This window comes from Bacillus sp. JST-5, from assembly GCF_057747715.1.
Genome location: NZ_JBYLHW010000052.1, coordinates 1 through 19,834 on the forward strand (window position 1 = coordinate 1; position 19,834 = coordinate 19,834).

Annotated in this window: 15 protein-coding genes, 3 pseudogenes and 1 other annotated feature; of the genes and pseudogenes, 12 read left to right on the forward strand and 6 right to left on the reverse strand. The window is 36.7% G+C overall.

Annotated features, from left to right (window positions below; translation table 11 throughout):
• Nucleotides 1-163 precede the first annotated feature (163 nt).
• Nucleotides 164-1,408, reverse strand: a complete 1,245-nt coding sequence (gene hmpA, locus AC3ASS_RS10530; protein ID WP_488283491.1) for an NO-inducible flavohemoprotein — start codon at nucleotides 1,406-1,408, stop codon at nucleotides 164-166.
• Between the two features lie 151 nt (nucleotides 1,409-1,559).
• Here hmpA and AC3ASS_RS10535 point away from each other — a divergent pair, with 151 nt between their 5' ends.
• Entirely contained in the window at nucleotides 1,560-2,006 is a 447-nt protein-coding gene (locus AC3ASS_RS10535) for an Rrf2 family transcriptional regulator (protein WP_488283492.1), read from the forward strand.
• A gap of 23 nt (nucleotides 2,007-2,029) precedes the next feature.
• On the opposite strand, the gene trpS is transcribed toward AC3ASS_RS10535, so the two are convergent.
• From trpS to AC3ASS_RS10555, 4 genes are all read right to left on the reverse strand, one after another.
• Nucleotides 2,030-3,019, reverse strand: a complete 990-nt coding sequence (gene trpS, locus AC3ASS_RS10540; protein WP_488283493.1) for a tryptophan--tRNA ligase — start codon at nucleotides 3,017-3,019, stop codon at nucleotides 2,030-2,032.
• Nucleotides 3,020-3,079: 60 nt separating this feature from the next.
• Nucleotides 3,080-3,292, reverse strand: a binding site (T-box leader).
• A gap of 234 nt (nucleotides 3,293-3,526) precedes the next feature.
• On the reverse strand, nucleotides 3,527-4,261 hold the full coding sequence (locus AC3ASS_RS10545) for a hypothetical protein (protein ID WP_488283494.1): 735 nt from the start codon (nucleotides 4,259-4,261) through the stop codon (nucleotides 3,527-3,529).
• Between the two features lie 183 nt (nucleotides 4,262-4,444).
• The gene (locus tag AC3ASS_RS10550; RefSeq protein WP_488283495.1) at nucleotides 4,445-4,627 is read right to left on the reverse strand and encodes a hypothetical protein; all 183 of its coding nucleotides are present in this window, start codon (nucleotides 4,625-4,627) and stop codon (nucleotides 4,445-4,447) included.
• 178 nt (nucleotides 4,628-4,805) lie between these two features.
• Nucleotides 4,806-4,988 carry a hypothetical protein gene (locus AC3ASS_RS10555; protein ID WP_488283496.1) on the reverse strand — a complete coding sequence of 61 codons (183 nt, stop codon included), beginning with the start codon at nucleotides 4,986-4,988 and terminating at the stop codon, nucleotides 4,806-4,808.
• 552 nt (nucleotides 4,989-5,540) lie between these two features.
• On the opposite strand from AC3ASS_RS10555, the gene spxA reads away from it, so the two are divergent.
• Both spxA and mecA read left to right on the forward strand, forming a co-directional pair.
• The gene (gene spxA / locus AC3ASS_RS10560) at nucleotides 5,541-5,936 is read left to right on the forward strand and encodes a transcriptional regulator SpxA (RefSeq protein WP_488283497.1); all 396 of its coding nucleotides are present in this window, start codon (nucleotides 5,541-5,543) and stop codon (nucleotides 5,934-5,936) included.
• Between the two features lie 402 nt (nucleotides 5,937-6,338).
• On the forward strand, nucleotides 6,339-7,004 hold the full coding sequence (gene mecA / locus AC3ASS_RS10565) for an adaptor protein MecA (protein ID WP_488283498.1): 666 nt from the start codon (nucleotides 6,339-6,341) through the stop codon (nucleotides 7,002-7,004).
• Nucleotides 7,005-7,302: 298 nt separating this feature from the next.
• Here mecA and AC3ASS_RS10570 read toward each other — a convergent pair.
• Nucleotides 7,303-7,725: pseudogene (locus tag AC3ASS_RS10570) on the reverse strand (ATP-binding protein); the annotation flags it as partial.
• 358 nt (nucleotides 7,726-8,083) lie between these two features.
• On the opposite strand from AC3ASS_RS10570, the gene AC3ASS_RS10575 reads away from it, so the two are divergent.
• From AC3ASS_RS10575 to AC3ASS_RS10615, 9 genes and pseudogenes are all read left to right on the forward strand, one after another.
• On the forward strand, nucleotides 8,084-10,000 hold the full coding sequence (locus AC3ASS_RS10575) for a 3'-5' exonuclease (RefSeq protein ID WP_488283499.1): 1,917 nt from the start codon (nucleotides 8,084-8,086) through the stop codon (nucleotides 9,998-10,000).
• 27 nt (nucleotides 10,001-10,027) lie between these two features.
• Complete coding sequence (locus tag AC3ASS_RS10580) at nucleotides 10,028-10,633, forward strand: class I SAM-dependent methyltransferase (protein WP_488283500.1); 606 nt, start codon at nucleotides 10,028-10,030, stop codon at nucleotides 10,631-10,633.
• A 363-nt stretch (nucleotides 10,634-10,996) separates the two neighbouring features.
• A pseudogene (locus AC3ASS_RS10585) lies at nucleotides 10,997-12,405 on the forward strand (ISLre2 family transposase).
• A 559-nt stretch (nucleotides 12,406-12,964) separates the two neighbouring features.
• Nucleotides 12,965-13,672 (forward strand): polysaccharide deacetylase family protein, encoded by a 708-nt coding sequence (locus AC3ASS_RS10590; protein WP_488283501.1) that lies wholly within the window; start codon nucleotides 12,965-12,967, stop codon nucleotides 13,670-13,672.
• 459 nt (nucleotides 13,673-14,131) lie between these two features.
• Nucleotides 14,132-14,338, forward strand: a pseudogene (locus AC3ASS_RS10595) (YdbC family protein); the annotation flags it as partial.
• A gap of 381 nt (nucleotides 14,339-14,719) precedes the next feature.
• A complete protein-coding gene (locus AC3ASS_RS10600; protein ID WP_077428547.1) occupies nucleotides 14,720-16,396 on the forward strand; it encodes a DUF262 domain-containing protein in 1,677 nt (558 codons plus the stop codon).
• Nucleotides 16,397-16,421: 25 nt separating this feature from the next.
• Nucleotides 16,422-16,706 carry a type II toxin-antitoxin system HicB family antitoxin gene (locus tag AC3ASS_RS10605; protein WP_077428546.1) on the forward strand — a complete coding sequence of 95 codons (285 nt, stop codon included), beginning with the start codon at nucleotides 16,422-16,424 and terminating at the stop codon, nucleotides 16,704-16,706.
• Between the two features lie 253 nt (nucleotides 16,707-16,959).
• Complete coding sequence (locus AC3ASS_RS10610; RefSeq protein ID WP_488283502.1) at nucleotides 16,960-18,018, forward strand: tetratricopeptide repeat protein; 1,059 nt, start codon at nucleotides 16,960-16,962, stop codon at nucleotides 18,016-18,018.
• Nucleotides 18,019-18,084: 66 nt separating this feature from the next.
• Nucleotides 18,085-19,533: a M20/M25/M40 family metallo-hydrolase gene (locus AC3ASS_RS10615; protein WP_488283503.1), complete on the forward strand. Its 1,449-nt coding sequence runs from the start codon at nucleotides 18,085-18,087 to the stop codon at nucleotides 19,531-19,533.
• Nucleotides 19,534-19,834: the final 301 nt, after the last annotated feature.

Consider the following 19,834-nt stretch of genomic DNA (forward strand, 5'->3'; position numbering starts at 1 on the left):
AGACCTCTTGGAGGGTGGAGTGACCACTGGCATAAAGAGAACAGCTATTCACGGAAGTTATAAAGACTTGCGTCAATGATCTTAATTGAACCGCCGTATACGGAACCGTACGTACGGTGGTGTGAGAGGACGGGAGTTAATCGCTCCCTCCTACTCGATTGATTTATTCTTTTAATGACCCAGAAGGACCAAAAAATTCATAGAAGATTTGTGCTTCTTCTATACCTAATTCCATTAAAGAACGATAAATATTTTTCATAAATGGAACTGGTCCACAGAAATATACTTGTGGGGATTTTTCAGCTGGAATCACTTTTCTTAATAACTCAGTATCAATATAACCTTCTTTTATAAAATATGGATGTTGTTTATCAGATTCTGTTGGATTCTGATAACAAATTCCATATGAAAAATTCTCATGATTCTTAACTAATTCCTTGATTTCTTTGTCAAAAGCATGCACTTGCCCATTAATGGCAGCATGAATGTAATGGATTTGTCTATTTGGTTGTTTATGAATAACGGTTTTCACCATACTTAATAATGGGGTGATTCCAACTCCGCCGCTTATAAAAATAACAGGGGTTGAAACATTTAAATCAACTGTGAAATCTCCTGCTGGAGCACTAATATCTAAAGTATCGCCTTCTTGAATAGAATCATGTAAATAATTTGACACTTTCCCAGCAGGACGCAATGTTGTACCTTCTTCACGTTTCACACTAATTCTATAAAAATCGTTAAATGGAGAATCTGATAAACTATATTGGCGAATATGAGTATAATCTTCACCAGGGATTTTCACTTTTACACTTATATATTGACCAGGTAAAAAGCTTTTAATAATATTTTGATTCATCGGTTTCAAATAAAATGAAGTAATGTTAGTGCTTTCTTTTACTTTTTTAACAACACTAAATGGACGAAAATCTTCCCAACCGCCTGGTTCGTTTAATACTTCTTCATACATTTCTTTTTCTACTTTAATGAACACATCAGCAATAACTCCATATGCTTCTCCCCAAGCAGAAATAATTTCTTCTGTTGCGGCCTCTCCAAGAACGTCTTTAATTGCTAACAATAAATGTTTTCCTACAATTGGATAATGTTCGGGTTTTACTCCTAAACTTCTATGTTTGTGTCCAATTTGCTTAACAACAGGTAAAATAGTTTCTAATTGATCAATGTATTTTGCTGCGGAATAGACTGCTTGAGCTAGCGCTCTTGGTTGCCGACCTTGTTTTTGATGAGCATGATTAAAAATATTTAATAATTCAGGATGATTCGAAAACATTAAATGATAAAATCTTTTTGTAATTTGTTCCCCATATTTTTCTAATACAGGTACTGTAGATTTGATGATGTCAATCGTTTCTTTTTTTAAAGTTTTATCCATAGTTGTAGTCATAATTTCTCCTCCAATAAACATGTATTTCAAATACATCTTTATTGAATCATAGCGTATGAAATAAAAGCAATATTTTAAATACATCTTTAACAAAATGTTCACAATAGATGAAAATCTATTGTTATGATATGATTGCGTTGAGGTGTTTTCCATGCAATTAACGAATTATACGGAGTATGCGCTAAGAGTGTTAATTTACTTAGGCACACTTAATAGTGATGAAAGAACTAGTATAAAAGAGATTTCACATATATTTTCTATTTCAGAAAATCATTTAAGTAAAATCGTTTATGAATTAGGAAAACTAGGGTATATCAAAACTATTCGTGGAAGAAATGGTGGTTTTCAATTAGCAAAAAGTCCAGATGAAATCGTCATAGGTAAAGTAGTTAGACATTTGGAAGGGGATTTATCAATCGTGGAATGTTTTGCTGGAAGAGAAAATCAATGCGTTATTTCTCCTGTTTGTAGACTAAAACCTATTCTTCATGAAGCATTACAAGCCTTTATAAAAGTTCTCGATTCCTATACGTTAAGCGATTTAATTAAGAATAAGATTGAATTAAAACAAATTTTTCAAGAAGATTCATCTTCATAGAAAAGAAGATAGAGAAACTTTCTCTATCTTCTTTTTCTTCCAAGACCCATTGCATTTTCCATTTTCTTTAACATTTTATTTGCTTGTTTATTCGCTTTTTCTGCTCCTTGATCTAAAATATCGTCCAGTTCATCAGAATCGATTAATTGTTCATATCTTTTTTGGATTGGTTCAAATTCTTGAATAATAGCCTGAGCTACATCGGCTTTAAATTGTCCATAACCAACGCCATCGTATTCTTTCTCAATTTGTTCCATAGATTTTTTCGTTAATATTGAGTAAATAGCCATTAAGTTAGATATTCCCGGTTTATTCTCTTTGTCATACTTAATGATTCCTTCTGAATCGGTAACGGCACTTTTAATTTTCTTTTCTATTTGCTTTGGTGTATCTAATAATGAAATAAATGCTTTTTGATTTGGATCCGATTTACTCATTTTTTTTGTCGGTTCTTGTAGTGACATAATTCGAGCTCCCACTTCAGGAACTTTAATATCCGGAATGGTAAAAATTTCTCGATATTTTTTATTAAAACGCTCAGCTAAATCTCGAGTTAATTCTAAATGTTGTTTCTGATCTTCTCCAACTGGAACTAAATCCGCGTTATAAAGTAATATGTCTGCCGCCATAAGTGGTGGATATGTTAATAAACCAGCAGATACAGCTTCTTTTCCAGCGGATTTTTCTTTATATTGCGTCATTCTTTCTAATTCACCAATATAAGAGACACATTGTAACATCCATCCTGCTTGAGCATGAGCAGGTACTTCCGATTGAATAAATAATGTTGCCTTATTAGGATCAATGCCAACAGCCAAGTAAAGGGCTGCTAAACTGCGTACATTTTTTCTTAATGTTTGAGGATCTTGTGGAACAGTAATGGCATGTTGATCAACAATACAAAAATAACATTGATAATCGTTTTGCAATTCGACAAATTGTTTTAATGCCCCGATATAGTTACCTAATGTAATCGTTCCACTTGGTTGAATTCCGGAAAAAATGGTTTTCATGAAAGGTCACTCCTTTTTTAAAATTCATCGAAAAATTAAAAAACCATTCGACCTACATAAAGTAGGGACGAATGGTTGATCCGCGGTGCCACCCTAATAGTCTAACATCTGTTAGACCACTTAATCCTTTAACGCAGGACTACGCAATTACCTACTTCAATTTCAGAAATTGTGCTCGGAAGTCCATTCCATTTAGGCAGATGTTTGTTCTCACCACCCACAAACTCTCTGAAATCTGCTCTTAAATGTACTACTCTTCGTCATCGCATTTTTTATTCCAATTATAGATGGAATCATTATGAGAAACAATAAACATACATTGATATTGAAATTTATTATAAAAAAAGTCGAACTATTTATCAACAATAAATTGTTACTTGAAGTGTGACAAATATTAATTTAACTGAGAAGCAAGGGGATAGATTGAATAGTCTAGTTAATAAACGAAAAAAAACAAATTTAAAGTATACTAAAAGATAGAGATTCATCTTTGTGTTCAAGATCTTTTTAAAAGATATTTTTAGTATTTACTGCGGTTTGACTAATTTGATAACTGAGTCTAAGCCTGGTTAACCATTCTTCTCCAGGTGTCTTATTAAATTCAGAGTTATTAATGTCTCTTATATATTTAAGTCCATCTACTTTAATAGAGCCCACTTTTCCCTTTTCGATTTTCTTAATGATCATTGGCCATTCAGCATCTGTCGTAGGTGCACTGGATCTTTTTAGGATTTTTAACAAGTTAGATTTATTGAAACCACATGAACCAGCCGTAACATCAATATCCTCTTGTTCTCCGAATTCTATTGAAAAAATTTTATTAGTTATCTTTTCAGTCTCTATCCAAGCCTCTGGATGAGTATTAAATGCCTTTTTGGTTCTTCCTATGATTAAATAGTCAAAATTTCTAATACATTCTTTTACCTTTTCAAGTTCCTTTGGTTCTGTTAGGCACCATGTAATCATTCTGTCTAAATCACAATAATGATAATAGGTGTGTTCTGTATTTCTCACAAGACGTAAAATACTTCTTCTTGCATATCCTACTCCTTTTTTTTCTATAGTGAAAACAGTATAACCAGCTTTTTCAAGTTCCTCTTTTAAACCAATATTAGTGCTTTCACTTAATGCAATATAACCTTTTTTATAGTAATTTTTTAGGACATTCAGTCCTAATCTTAAGTTTTTCAACAACAATCCTTTTGGATCATGCATAACAGATATAAACACTACTTCATTCAAATTATCACCCACAAATTAATAGTAATCTTTTTCTCCCCAGAAATTAATAAAAGGTGCAAGCCTTGCAATAGGTTCAACAATTCCTAATTCCTTTGATAAAATGTCCTTTGTTGTGATTGTATTATAAAAATCTTTAGTAAATTCCTCGTTTTCGTCATATTCAGTATCGAATACACTTTGAGCTTATTCATTTTTAGCGTATTCAGGTATATTAATTGTATCAACATTAATATTATATTTACCAGTTCCATGACAACAGAAATAATTATATTCATTTATCTTTTCGGTTGGAATTATTAAGTGAGAACTTGTTCCCTTTTCACCTGCAAGTAACCCTATATCTCCTATATTTTGATATGCTTTCATTGTCTTAGGGTGGTTTTTTGGAAATAGTGTTTGAAGTCCTCTAGCATGGAATACCTTTCCACTATCATCCTTAGCCCTATTGAATATAGAGCTAAAGCCGCATAGATTATTTTTATTATTTCCACTGTCTACTTGACAGGGGGCAGTTCAACATTCACCTGTTTTTTTCTAAAAATTATTAAGGTTGACCTCCTACTTGCTTCCAACCATGCTGTGTTTTTGATGTTTGATCTATAAATTTGGATTTTTGATTTCGACCAAATAATTTTTTTCCCACACTATTGACGAAAACTCCATTGATAGCAGTAATTCCAATAATTAAAATCGAAACTAAGAAAAAATCGATAAAAAAACTAATCATATTTTTACCTCCTTACGAAAAACACGTCCATCTCCCATAATTTCATTGTAATGAACTTTAAGTGTAAATGAAAGTAAAAATAAGAAAATTTAAATTATTTTTAATAATATGTAAGATTTATTTCCCAGGGAAGGATAAAAGAACTAAATAAAAATTTATTAATTTTATCGTATGAGTAACCTAATATATTAGTTATGTAAAAGGAATGTTTATATGATTAATATGAATATAATTCCTTTATATTTATTATATTTTATATGGTATATTCATTCTTGGTTACGCACATTTAATTGAGAATGAATTTTTACTATATAAAGGTTTAAATTTTTTAAAAAAAGGAATAGGAAAATGAAACTTAACTATTTATTCATTCGTATAATATATAAAATTTCAAAAAATGTTCAATAATTTTCTTTATTATTTTTTTATTTTCATATATTCATTAAAGCTCAATTATAGTATAATTATTTTAAAGCTATTTCTTTTTTAAATTAATTATAAATAAGTATTTGATATACATGGAATCTTAAATAAAGGAGTGTGAGAGAGATTATGGTTACATTATATACAGCTCCGAGTTGTACTTCATGCCGTAAAGCAAAAGCATGGTTAGAACAATACAATATCCCTTACATTGAACGGAATATTTATTCTGAACCTCTAACCATTGATGAAATAAAAGAAATTTTTCGTATGACTGAAGACGGAACGGATGAAATTATTTCTACACGTTCAAAAACTTTTCAAGAATTAAACATAAATCTTGAATCGTTACCATTACAAAAGTTGTACGAATTAATTAAGGATCATCCAGGATTATTAAGACGTCCGATCATCATTGACGAAAAGCGATTACAAGTAGGCTATAATGAAGATGAAATCCGTCGATTTTTACCAAGAAAAATTCGTACGTATCAATTAAAAGAAGCGCAACGAATGGTGAATTAATCAAAAAACCTTCATGTAAAGACATGAAGGTTTTTTATTTACTACAGGAAAATAATAATGGATTTTTGTAGATAATTTTAATACTTTTTTCCTTGATCAAAAACGTTTATTTTGCTTGCTATTGTTTACAGTGTTAACCATATACTAAATATACAGAAATGTGGTAAAATATAATCGTATAATCATTTATCTCTATTAGCATTAATTAGAAAGTATAGGCAGCTGCTCATTTTCAAAAAAATGAGTATATTTTATTTCCCTTACTCTTCTTTTTGTCATAAAATAGGAGTACAAAGCATACAATATGTTTTAACATTTTTTCTGTATTTTATAGTGGTAAGGCAGATGGCTGCCGGGGATCATTCCCTTCACTAAATGAATGTAAGAAGGGAGAGTTGCCAAATGGAAATTGAACGTATTAATGAAAATACTGTTAAGTTTTATATCTCTTATATGGACATCGAAGAACGTGGATTCGACCGTGAAGAGATATGGTATAATCGCGACAAAAGCGAAGAACTTTTTTGGGAAATGATGGATGAAGTTCATCAAGAGGAAGATTTTTTAGTTGATGGACCTCTTTGGATTCAAGTTCAAGCGTTAGATAAAGGTCTTGAGATTTTGGTAACGAAAGCTCAATTAACAAAAGATGGAGCAAGATTTGAACTTCCGCTTTCGGATGAAAAATATAAAGATATTTCTGTTGATGAACGAATTGAAGAGTTGTTAGATCAGCACTTTAATTATAGACAGGAAGATGAAGAAGAAGAGATTGAAGAAACATTACATTTTATCGTTGAATTTAAAGATATTGAAGATGTTATATCATTATCGAAACGAATAGGTCTACAATCTCTTACGACAAAACTTTATTCTTTAGATCAAAAATATTATTTATACATTGAATTTGAAGATATTTATAAACAAGAAGAAGAAATAACTGATATTTTAAGTTTAATTCTTGAATATGGACAGGAGTCACAAACAACCATTTATTATCTAATGGAATATGGAAAAGAAATAATTGCTGAAAATGTTTTTGGTGTTTTAAGGAAACATTTTGTATAGATATAAAACCGATTTCGACACGGAATCGGTTTTTTATGTGCGCCCGGCATGGGTGTAATCTATAGGGTGAAAGTCCCGAGCTGCGAAGGCAGAAGTAGCAGTTAGCTTAACGCAAGGGTGTCCGTGGTGACGCGGAATCTGAAGGAAGCGAGCGGCAAACTTTAAGGTCTCTCGGAACACGAACCTCATATAAGGCTAGGTATGATTGAGTGAGTTTGCATAACAAAACAAAGCTCTTTCTGTCTGTAAATGTCAAGATAAACATGTACACTTTTGACTGTTTAAGAATGTACATTTTTTACTCGTTTTCTTTTTCTCTTTCTAAGTGATTTTTTATTCGATATGAATCCCCTACAATATTAATCACGGTCGCGTGATGTAAAATACGATCTAGGATGGTATTGGCTAGCTTTGAATCTTGAAATACCTCCCCCTAATCCTTAAAATTGGCATTGGTAGTAAATATCGTGCTTTTCTTTTCATACCGTATATCAATCAACTGGAAAAACAATTTTGCATCTTCTCTGTCAATCGGCAAATAGCCAATCTCATCAATGATTAATAGCTTGTATTTTCCATAATGTTTTAAACGATTGTCTAAACGATTTTCCATTTTCGCTTTCTTCAATTGTAAAATCAGTTCGTGACATTTAATGAAATACGTACTTGTCCGCTTTTTGGCAGCTGCGATTCCAATCGCAGTCGCCAAGTGGGTTTTACCTTTATGCAATTTAACATTCTAGCGAGAGGAATTCAATTGTCTTTTTCTGCCTCTTTTTAAAAGGAATACCTAATATTCTTTGGCATTCAAACATGTTTTCAGGATTTTCAGTTTGTACGTATCTGAAAAAACTATGAACTGCTGCTAACCTTTGATTACGTGTGTTAATGCTTACATTTCGTATTTTTTCAAGCCACAAAAGAAAAGCCTTTATACTTTCAGCTTTTATGAATTTAAAAGTAAGATGTTCTGGTTTAATCTGTTTTTCCAGTAATATCTCACCAAATCCCCCCTCCCAAATTCCTTATTTTATATTATAATGGTACAAAAATCCTATTTTCCACTGGAGCTGGTTTAGATGGCGTACACGATTCCGGAAACGATTCGTTCGAGTGCGACGGCGGGGGAGCGATTGTTGTTTCGAACGCTAAAAACATATTTGCCAGATGACTATATTGTCTACTATGAACCGGAGATTCGAGGAAGACGTCCGGATTTTGTCATTATTGGCCCTGATTTAGGGCTTGTTGTGCTTGAGGTAAAAGATTATACATTATCGACATTGTTTCATTTGAATAATGATGAATGGACGATTGTAAGTAGTGCTGGTGAGCAGGCGACGGTAAAAAGCCCGTTTAAGCAAGCGAGAGATAATGCGTTTCACATTGTGGATGCGTTAAAAAAAGATAAAAATTTAGTTCACTTAGAAGGGAAATATCAATTCCAGCTGAAATTTCCTTATGGCTATGGAGTTGTATTTACGCGAATTTCGCAAAAAGATTTAGTGAAAAAGCAGTTGTATCCCGTTGTTGATCCGAATTTTTGTTTGTTGCGTGATGAAATTGATCCGGACAAAGAAACGTTTAGTGAAGAGGTGTTGTTTGAAAAAATATGCAATATGTTTGTCGTTCCGTATCGTTTGCGGACGCCGTTAACGAAAGAGGAAATCGATGCGATTCGTTATCATCTTTTTCCAGAGGTGCGCATCAGTGCGGAGTTTCGCCCTCCTACGCCATATCAAGATCAAGTGCTTTTATCTCTTCACGACATTAAAGTGATGGATTTGCACCAAGAAAATCTCGCAAAGCAGCTCGGAGATAAAAACCGTTTGATTCGTGGAGTGGCAGGAAGCGGAAAGACGCTTATTTTAGCTAGTCGAGTGAAGCTGTTGGCGAAACAACATCCAGATTGGAAAATTTTAATTTTGTGCTATAATATTTCGCTTGCGCAAGGGATTCGACAAATGCTCCACCATATGTTACATGAACCAGATTCGTTATTTGATTTTGACTTTACGAAAAAAGATGGGATGGCGAAAACGGTAGGCGATCAAATTATTGTCCGTAACTTTCATGAATGGTTGAAACATGATTTAAAAATATCAGAACAACAAATTCCGTATATATTAGAGAAAATAGATAAAAAAGAAGCCATTTTGCCAATGTATGATGCTATTTTAGTTGATGAAGGACAAGATTTTTCTTCAGACTGGTTGGCGCTGATTAGTAAATTATTAAATCCAGCAACACAATCGCTTCTTCTTGTAGAAGATCGAGCACAAACAATTTATAAACGAAAACGATCGTATGTACAAGATACGGGATTAAGTTTTCAAGGCCGTTCAAAAGTATTGACGATTAATTATCGCAATACGGCACAAATTGTGAAATTTGCGTGGGATTTTTATCGTGAACATTCGGTATTAAGTGATAAAGTTGCCCAACGCGAGTTTGAAGGAGAAATTATTGCCCCACAAAGTACGCGGCGGAAAGGACCGGAGCCGGCTATTGTGAAAGCAGCAAGCTTTGGACAAGAGATGCAACTTGTTGCAAGGCAAATAAAACGATTGCATGACGAGAAGAACGTACCGTACTCGGAAATGCTTATTTTGTATCGGGTGAAACGAACGTATAAACAAAATATTATTGGGGTTATTCAGCGGGCGTTGGAAAAAGAGCAAGTGCCTTATTATTGGCTAGCGGAAGATGAAACAACAAAGAGGGAATTTTCCCGTGATGAAGAAACCGTTAAAATTAGTACGATTGAAAGTAGTAAAGGACTCGATTTCCAAGCTGTTTTTATCGTCAATGTCGACAATATGCCATTTGCGCTTGAAAAAGACCGTGAGCGAGAAGTTTCGTTACTATATATCGGCATGACAAGGGCGAAAGAATACTTATGTCTGTCTTATTCAGGAGAGTCAGAGTTCACGCGTTATTTTGAACAAGTGCGACTGAGCAGGTTGCAGAAGGAAAAGGAAAAAAACGTAAAATAGGGACAAAAATCAGAAAGGACTCCACATATGAATAATCGTTGGAATGCGTTTATCTACAAATGCTGGGCCCCGGTTTATGATTTCTTTTTTAACCGAGGATTGTTTTATCGAGCAAGAAAACGAGTGTTCGACGGAATGGAGATTCCTAAAGGGAGCAATGTATTGTTTGTCGTAGTTGGGACAGGTGCTGATTTGGAGTTTTTTTGGTTAGATCATGTTCGAGTGGTAGGAATTGATTATTCGCCAGACATGTTAAAAAAGGCAAAACAAAAATATCCATCTGTTGAGTTGAAGCAGATGGACGCACAACATTTATTATTTCCAAACCAATCGTTCGATCTCGTAATCGCTAGTTTAATTCTTTCGGTTGTTCCACATCCTCATCAAGCAATGGCTGAAATGGTGCGTGTGACAAAAAAGGGAGGGCAAATTATTGTATTTGATAAGTTTTCGGATTCAAGGCGCTCGATGTTTAAGCAAATCATCCGTCCATTTCTTCAAGTATTAGGTACTGATATCGGTCGCTCGTTTGAACAACTGTATGAAACATACCAGCAGGAATGTCGAATAGTAGAGGATACGCCGGTTATAATGAAAGGGATGTATCGAAAAATTGTTATAGAGAAAATCTAAGGTAGTGTTATGTATTTGCAACGATTTCAGGCACTGTTCGATTTGCTTTCCACGTTTTACGAACAGGACGTCGCTTTGGCGTCCTTTTTTAGTGACGGCATAAGAAAATAATGACAAACCGTATGGTGCGATGTGAACAGTGCCTGTTGCTGTTCGCTAGAAGGGACTATCGCTTTCTACAGTGACAGTCCTATCTTCTCATTTGTTTTCGGCATGTGTACTTCATATGCATGTAGCCAATTTACATATGTGTAAAATTTTTCTCGGGGGAAATACAAGCAAATTTCTAGAAAAAAAGAGAGAAGGCACTCTATCATAAATGTATGCGTTCCAGGCAAATACATTTAGAAAAGAGGCCTTCTCATGGATAAAATTATAACAAAAATATATGAGCTTTTAAAGGATACTAAGGATTTAATTGCTTTTGAAGAACAACTTCGAATGTATATGTACGAGACGTTTGCTTTATTACTGGGGAAAGTGCTGAGCCAATTGGATAAAGCCATAAAAGAAGAGAAACAAAAGGAAGGTTGGACGGTTGAAAAAACCGATGAAAAAACCATTCAGTTTACGTTTGGGCCGTCCGCTTTAGCCGTACGCTCATGCATGACGAAAATGGGAAGCCCCACTATCCCCTTGATGAGTTGCTGGGCATCAGGAAATACCAAAGGTACAGCTCTTTCGTCGAAGTGAAGGTGGCAGAACTGGCCAACAAAAGTGATTATCGTGAGGTTGCACGAATGCTTGATGAATGGACAGCAGTCCAAATAAGCCATGCAACAGTCGGATCCATTGTAAAACGTGTCGGAAAGGCGCAAGCCCAGGCAGACAAGGAAATGGTGGAGGAACTGGAAGAAGCAGCTTCTTTGCCGGAAAGCAAGAAGACAGACTTTCTGTTTGCGGAAGCTGACGGAGTCCTCGTGCGTGCAACCAAGAAGAAAAAACATATAGAGGTTTGCCATGGCATCATGTACGAAGGCTGGGACAAGAATGGGAAACGAGTGTCTTTAAGAAACCCTAAGTATATTATGACCACACAGCCCGCAGAAGGTTTTTGGAAGGAGTTTCAGGCCTCTTGTGCCCATCACTATTCTTTGGAAAATACGCAGGTGGTGGGCAACAGTGACGGAGGAACCGGCTATGGTGCGGAGAGATTTCAGGAGGCCTTTTCCCAATCGAATCAGCCTGTTTTGGTTCAATTGGATGCTTATCATATCGGGCAGGCAATCAACCGGACGTTCGGATGGAAAAAGAATAAATACAAGGACTTGGTGAAAAAGGCGATAAAGAACCGCGATCTGTGCGCTTTTACTTTAGCGATGGATACGTTTGAAAGTACGCTGGAAGACGAGAAAAAGATCGAGAAAGTGAATGAATTTCGCAAATATATTGTGGGCCATTGGGACCGGATTTTTGATTGGCGGGATAAAGTGGAAAATGCGCCGGAAGATGCAAGAGGGCTGGGTGCAATGGAGTCCAATCAGCGCCAGATCTCCTTTCGCATGAAAAGAAGAGGCATGCACTGGAGTAAAGAAGGCGCGGAAGCCATGGTAAAAGTGAAACAGGGTATCCTAAACGGGACATTAAGAGAGGTTTATTTACAATCTCAGCGAAGAAGCAAAAGAAAGCAAAGGGAGTTTAAAAGGACTGTCAGAGTGTCCGAGCTCCTGCGTCAGCCTGCACGCCCATCCGTTGGGGCAAAAAAGGGCAGTGTCAGCTTATATACAGCGCATTCATCGGCTATGGGGCAGTTATTGAAGGCGTTAAGATAAGGAAGCATGATTTGGCCTATGAACAGAGCCACAGCGCAGCTGCTTGCCATTGACCGCAGCGCCCGATTCTTAGAAGGCGATGGAAGGGGTCGGGGGCCCCGCCAGCGAATACTTAGAATCGGTTTGTCCGTGTTAGCATCGGACACAGGAGAGCCCTAAAGGCTGTTTTATTAGCGAACCTGCGCCGATCCCCCCAACACGGACAAAAGCAAGGTCAATGGTGGCGGACAACATGCAAGGCGCCAAAATTTTGATTTAACGTCCTTTAAAACCCCTGCCCACAACACCATTTTGGCGTTTATTCGATACCATAATCTGTGATTGTTTTGAGAGTACAAAAATAGAGTGCCGAAATCATTGGTATAAAAGCCATACCGAGAAAATCTTGACACATACCCAATTTACTTTCTTGATGCACATCATTGTTGCTTAGGATAAAATAAAAATAGCGCTTTAGCAGTTTATAAAGAAACCATCTCCAGCACTCCACAACTAACCTTATAATTGGACTTAGTTGCAGAAGACATAAAATACAGCAAAAAAAATCAAGGTGAAACAAATGAAAAAACAAATAGTCATATATGGGATGGTTTTGCTAACATTATTACTTTTTTTATTCGGCACATATAAACTAATGAACTCGAGAACATACCAGTTATTTGGAGGATTAACTAGCCACGTAGATACTAACCAAAAAGCAGTTGCATTGACTTTTGATGATGGACCGACAGAAAATGTAGAGAAAATACTACCTCTTTTGGATAAATACAATGCGAAGGCTACCTTTTTTGTAATTGGAAATGAACTGAAGAAAAATTTAAAGTTAGGAAAAGAAATAGCAGAATCTGGACATCAAATTGGAAATCATACATATTCTCATAAGCGAATGATTTTCAAAAAACCTTCTTTTATCAAGCAGGAAATTGAATTGACTAACCAATTGATTCGAAAGACAGGTTATAAAGGTGAAATAGACTTTCGTCCACCTACTGGGAAAAAACTTATTGGTTTACCGTACTATTTAAAAAAGCATCATATAGAAACCATTACGTGGGATCTTGAACCCGACACCTATTATTCTTCAGTTTCTGACAAAGTGAACTATGTAAATAAAAATGTAAAACCAGGGTCCATCATTTTGTTGCATCCAATGTATGATGATACTGGTAACGAACTAAAAACTATAGAAGGAATACTAGATTCTTTATCAAGAAAAGGGTATAAATTTGTCACCGTTAATGAACTGCAGAAGTTGCATAATAAGTAGATGATAGAAAATAGACTTGACCGAGTACTCGGATTAGTTCTTGTTGTATTGAAACGGTGCCAGGCACTGTTCGGGGCTTGTAAAAAAATCGATTGTCGTTTCTGGGGATCCGAAACAGCGTATTTACAAGCGTAGCCCATTTTCATACCGTGAGTTAGGTTTGTACATTGAAGGGCGGAAGACACGGAATTTGCGGACAAACTATCGCTCGACAAAAGAAATTATGAAGCTGGCGAGCAGTTTGCAATTTTTAGATGAAGAAAACGATCGCTTCGATGATCAACGATTTGTGCGGGAAGGGAAGAAACCTAGTATTTATTACTTCCCGTATGCGAGCGAATTGAGTCGTCATCTCAGACGTTCCGCAGCATTTCACCGTTTGTGCGCGATTTTTACCAAGCGGATTATGACGCCTTTGGCTTTGATTCAGCGATTTATTCGAAGTAGAGGTGAGGTTCTATGACTAAAATTCAGTTTGACATTAAACAAAAGATTGCCGTCCTGTCGGAATCAGGGAAGGGATGGAGCAAGGAGCTTAATCTCATTAGCTGGAACGGCTATCCGGCGAAATTTGATATACGGGATTGGGATGTAGCTCATGAGAAAATGGGAAAAGGGGTTACGTTAACAGAGGCAGAGCTGAAGGCGTTGTACCACGCTTTGCAGCGATGGTTTGAAGAAGAAGGAAATGAGGGGAAAGATGTTTCGTGGAACGGTTTATTAGAGCGATGGACACAGCGTTCCCCCTTGTTTATTCAGCAGTTGAAAAATATTTTATTATATTTGCAAGAGCGCCAATACCCGCTGGAGAAGCAAAGACAGCTGCTGTACGCCACCGTTTTTCCTGAGTTTGAAGAGGCGCTCCGTTATGAAATAGAAACTATTCGTAGCATACACGAAGTCGAGTATGCCGAATTTGTCCAATTGCTTCGAACATTAAAACCGGAACAGGTGGAGCAGTTTTTTATGACATTGAAACAGTAAGTGTATCAAGAAAATGGGTTCAAACACTGTTTTCTGAGTTCTTAACAATGAGGTGTATATACGATGACACATGGAAAAATAGATGCCGATAAAAGAGTACTACAGAAAATTTTTTCGCCGGATTTTTGGTTTGTTATACCAGAATACCAACGTTCCTATGTTTGGCAATCGGAAAATATACAGGATTTAATTGACGATTTGTATTACGCATTTATGAATAAACGCGATAGCGAGTATTTCCTTGGTTCACTCGTTTTAAAGCGAACAAAAAATAAAGATTTTGCAGAATATGAAGTGTTAGATGGGCAGCAGCGGTTAACCACATTCTTTTTAATGTTTGCTGTTTTAAGAGATTTGCTAGAAGAACGAGCGTTTAAAAATAACCTTCAGCAGAAAATTTATCAAGAAGCTGATGAACTTGATATGGTACCTGAAAGGCAACGTATTACCTACCAGATTAGGGATCAAGTAGAAGATTTTATAAAGAAATATGTTGTTGCTTTAGATGGAACTACGTTAATTGATGAATTGAAAGTAGAAAAGGAAAAAGATAATGTATCAATTTCCAATATGGCTAATGCGATACTTGTATTAAGAGAGCAGCTAGAAGATAAAGAAGAACTAGGAGAATTTGTTAAATTTATTTTTAATAAAGCGCTGGTTATTTATGTATCAACGGATAATACGGAAGATGCGTTTAGGATGTTTACAATATTAAATGATAGAGGTATCCCTTTAACGAGCGCAGATATTCTTAAATCAATGAACATCGGGCAATTGCATAATGAAAAAGAAATAAAAAAGTATGCGAAATATTGGGAAGAGATCGAGGGGCGTTTTGGAGAGGGATTTGATCGTTTTCTAAACTTCGTCAGAACAATTATCGTAAAAGAGAAAGCGAGAACAAATTTATTGGAAGAATTTGAGGAAAAGATTTATAAAGCTGGTAAGCTGACGCAAGGAAAAGAAACGCTAGATTTTATTAAACGGTATGATGAAGTGTACGAAAATGTCATCGAATTAGCTGATAATGAGTTGAGTAACGCATTTAAAAATCTCATTACTATTATGAAGATAGGATTCCGTTCAGAGGACTGGATACCTCCTGTCATGTATTATTACGCTAAGTTTAAAACAAATAAGATAGATGAATTTTTACAGAAGTTGGAATTTAAATTTGCTGGTGATTGGATTTCTGGGGTAAATTCAACTCCGAGATTAGAAGCAATGAATAATATTTTAAAAGCCATTGAACAAACGGATGCGTCTAATGTGAATGATTTAATAAATAACGATGACATTTTTTCAGTGGATGTGGAGGAGTTTAAGCGGCAGATTAGCGGTAACGTGTACAAAAAACAATATGCAAAGTATTTGTTGTTAAAGATGGAGTATTTATTGGGGGATAACACCGTTCATTTATCTGGTTATAAAAACATAAGCGTGGAGCATATTTTGCCACAAAATCCGGATAAGAATAGTCAATGGGTACAAGATTTCACGGAGGACGAGAGAGCGTATTGGACAGATAAAATTGCTAACCTTGTCCTCATTAGCAAGAGAAAAAATAGTTCGTTAAGTAACTTAGATTTTAAGCAGAAAAAGGAACGTTACTTAAAAGGACATATGGACGTTTTCAAAGGAAGCAAAGTATTTATTGACCAGAAAGATGAGTGGACACCAAAGGTTTTAGAAGAACGACAGCGACAAATGATCGATTTGTTGGCAAGACGCCCATAAAAAACGAACCATCGGATGATAATCAATGGCCGTATATCAATTTTACGCACTCATTCAAAAGGACGAAGAGGACGATGGCCATATCGTCACTTTTCCAGATTTGGACAACTGCTTTACTTACGGAGAAACGTTGGTGGAGGCAGTAGAGATGGCAGAGGATGTATTGTTGACAATGCTCGACTATATGGAAGAAATAGGGGAGGACATTCCTGTTGCTTCTTCTGTCGAAAAATTAAAGGAACTGTTGCCTAGCGGAGCCAGCCTTGTAAATATTGAGATTGATACAGATATACTAACAAACGTGGGCTAGTTTCCGTGATTTTAGCGAGAAAGCTCCTGTCTTTAGGCATAGGAGTGGAATCACATTTCATCGTCTTGAATCGGACGCACAGGGCGCAAGGCACCATCGAGTAGGGTCTTGCGGAACAAAGGCGGGTTCTGCACGTAGGTGTACGGAAAAACCTTTTGTACGCAAGAACCCCGCGAATTTAGTCGTTGGGAGATTCAGAGATTGGCTACCGTAGGCAACGGTACGAGCGACTAATAGATGAAGGGGCATTTTTATGAGAAGATTATCACAAATGACCATAGATGAATTATATGATCGTGAGGAACAACTTCTTGAAGAGTTAAATAGCGATGAGGCAAAAGATTGGATTTATCATGAAATTGTAGGTGTGTATGAAGAAATATGCCGTCGCTTATCGAGATGTTCGATAGAAGAGAGAAAAGAACACGGGTTTGAATATGTGAAAAAACAGCTAGTCAAATATTTGATTCGTTACGGGACGTATTTGAAAACGCAGCTGAAAAAAGATGAGCGTATGGCGAAAACAGCGTTTCAAAAAGCGTTGAGATATGATTCGGAAAATCCGATTGCCCATTATCGTCTCGGATTTTTAGCGTATAAGGAGAAAGAGTACGCAACGGCGCAGCGTTACTTTGAAAAAGCGCTTGAATATCAAAAGGGATATTCGAATCCGGAGTTTTGTTTAAATGAACGACAGCTATATTATGCGCATCTGTATTTAGCGAATAGCGCCTTGTTTATCGCAGAAAAAAGGTATCGATCGCTTGAGAAATTTCCTGATTATATAAACGATCAAGGTGCGCCTGCGGAACTTTCGTTTTTGCATGAGTTGCTACAGCGAAACGAAAATATTTTAACGATGCAAGCATTTACGAAATGGACGTCGAGCGGAAAAGAGTATTGTTCAAAAGAACAATGTGAACAAGTGATGATGAATCCTCCTAAAAATACAGTCGTTCTTTATTTTTCCGATCGCGAAAATATTGTCGCCTATGGTGACAAAGAAGTGAGCTTACCACGCGATCCTGCGGAAATGCTTTGTTATTTTTTAGTGAAGACAAATGAAGCGCGTCCGGCAACGAAATATGATTTGGAGGCATTTTTTCAATTGAGACGGGATGGGGACATTCCTACAAATACGTTCGTTCAAAAAATAAGGCGTCTTCGGGAAAGGCTGCGATATGTTCAAGTGCCTGATCTGATCGACTCATGTCAGTTTCGAGGAGAAACCGCCTACTATTATAACGGCTCTGTCGATTATATCGTCATGTATCGCAGTGACTATACGTTTTTGTTTCGTGATGAGTTGTGATGACATGTGTGTCATCGCTCTTTTTTTATACTAAGTTTGTAAATAATGAAAAGGAGCGATGATGAGATGAAAACATGGAATCAATTATTTACTCGCCAAGGGTTTGTGGTAGAGGAAAAAAGTCCAAATGAGTTTATTTGCACGAATGAGAGAAAAGAAAACGTTGAGTTTTTATTGAAAAGTTTGGACGTAGCGAATGTCGATTATACGTTTTGGAACGATGTATTAACGATTGATAATCCGCCGATTAGCGAAAAACAATGGCTCCAAGCAGTCGATTTTCCAAAGCGTGGAGTTTGGGAAGCAATCGGGGTAGAAGAACCGAAAGTATTTGAGTTAGATACGTATATGAGCGGTGTCATTCGTGAGTTGAATCGTCTTGGATTGCGTACAGTGTATTGTTGTGATGGTCATGGTCAAAGTCGTCCTTATGTATCTTTCGGTGAGCAGACGAATATGGAAAAAGTGATGCAGTTGTTCCATGCATTGCAAGTCGATGTGAATTTGCGGCCGTCTCGTTTTCCTAGGGTCGTGTTTTCCGTAAAAAGAGAACGACTCCTTGATCTTGCTGAACAAATGCGGAAAGTACAAATCGATTGGTTAGAACAAGGGGAAGCCTATATCCGCAAAATGCTATTTCTTCATGAGCTTGAAGAATTGCTTAGCGTTTCAGGGGAAAGTGGAAATGAACATAATATTCGCTCTGTCGTATATGAAAAACTTGCGCCACATGTCGATCGCATCACAATCGATCGCTACGGAAATTTGCTGGCGCAAAAGAAATGCAAAACAGGACATGGGCCAACGATTTTGTTGAATGCGCATTTAGATACGGTAGAATCCTTCGTACTAGGAAGAACGATTGTGAAACAAGGAGCGATTTGGTCGAGCAGCGAAGGGATTTTAGGAGCGGATGATCGCGCTGGGGTGGCTGTGTTGCTTGAAATAGCGAAATGGCTTGACACATCTTCATTTAACGGAACAATAAAATTTGTTTTTACCGTAGAAGAAGAGTGCGGACTTGTTGGAGCGCGGAAGCTAGAGAAATATTTTCTATGGGATGTAGATGCGGCGATTGTCGTTGATCGGCGGAGAACAGGGGATATCGTCACATCATGCGGCACGATTCAGCCATTTTGCGATATTCGCTACGGACAGTTTTTTGAACAAGTAGCGTACGATGCGGGGTTAACTGGTTGGAAATGTACTGCTGGTGGGAGCAGCGATACGAGAATTTGGGCAGAACAGGGCATTCAAAGTGTAAACTTATCTGCAGGATACGAGTGGGAACATACGGACGACGAAACATTAGATACGGATGCTTGCTACGGAACGGTGCAACTCATTCAAGCGGTGCTTAATCAATGGCGAGACTTTTCAACAATGTTGCGTGATTTGCGTCGTGGTGATCGAAACGATGTGTGTTATGTTGGTCGAAATGATTTACGTCGTGTTGATCGAAAAGTTGTCAAAGTGGAGAGAGTGTCAAAAGTGAAATCGAAGCAGATGGAATGATCGATTTTGCATTGTGAAAAGGACGTCGCTTAGGCGTCCTTTTGGTGGTGTACTCGGCATGGGTGTAATCTATAGGGTGATAGTCCCGAGCTGCGAAGGCAGAAGTAGCAGTTAGCTTAACGAAAGGGTGTCCGTGGTGACGCGGAATCTGAAGGAAGCGAGCGGCAAACTTTAAGGTCTCTCGGAACACGAACCTCATATAAGGCTAGGTATGATTGAGTGAGTTGCATAACAAAACAAAGCTCTTTCTGTCGAAGGTCATATCGAGTAAATGAGGCGGATAGATGGTGTGAAAGTGCAT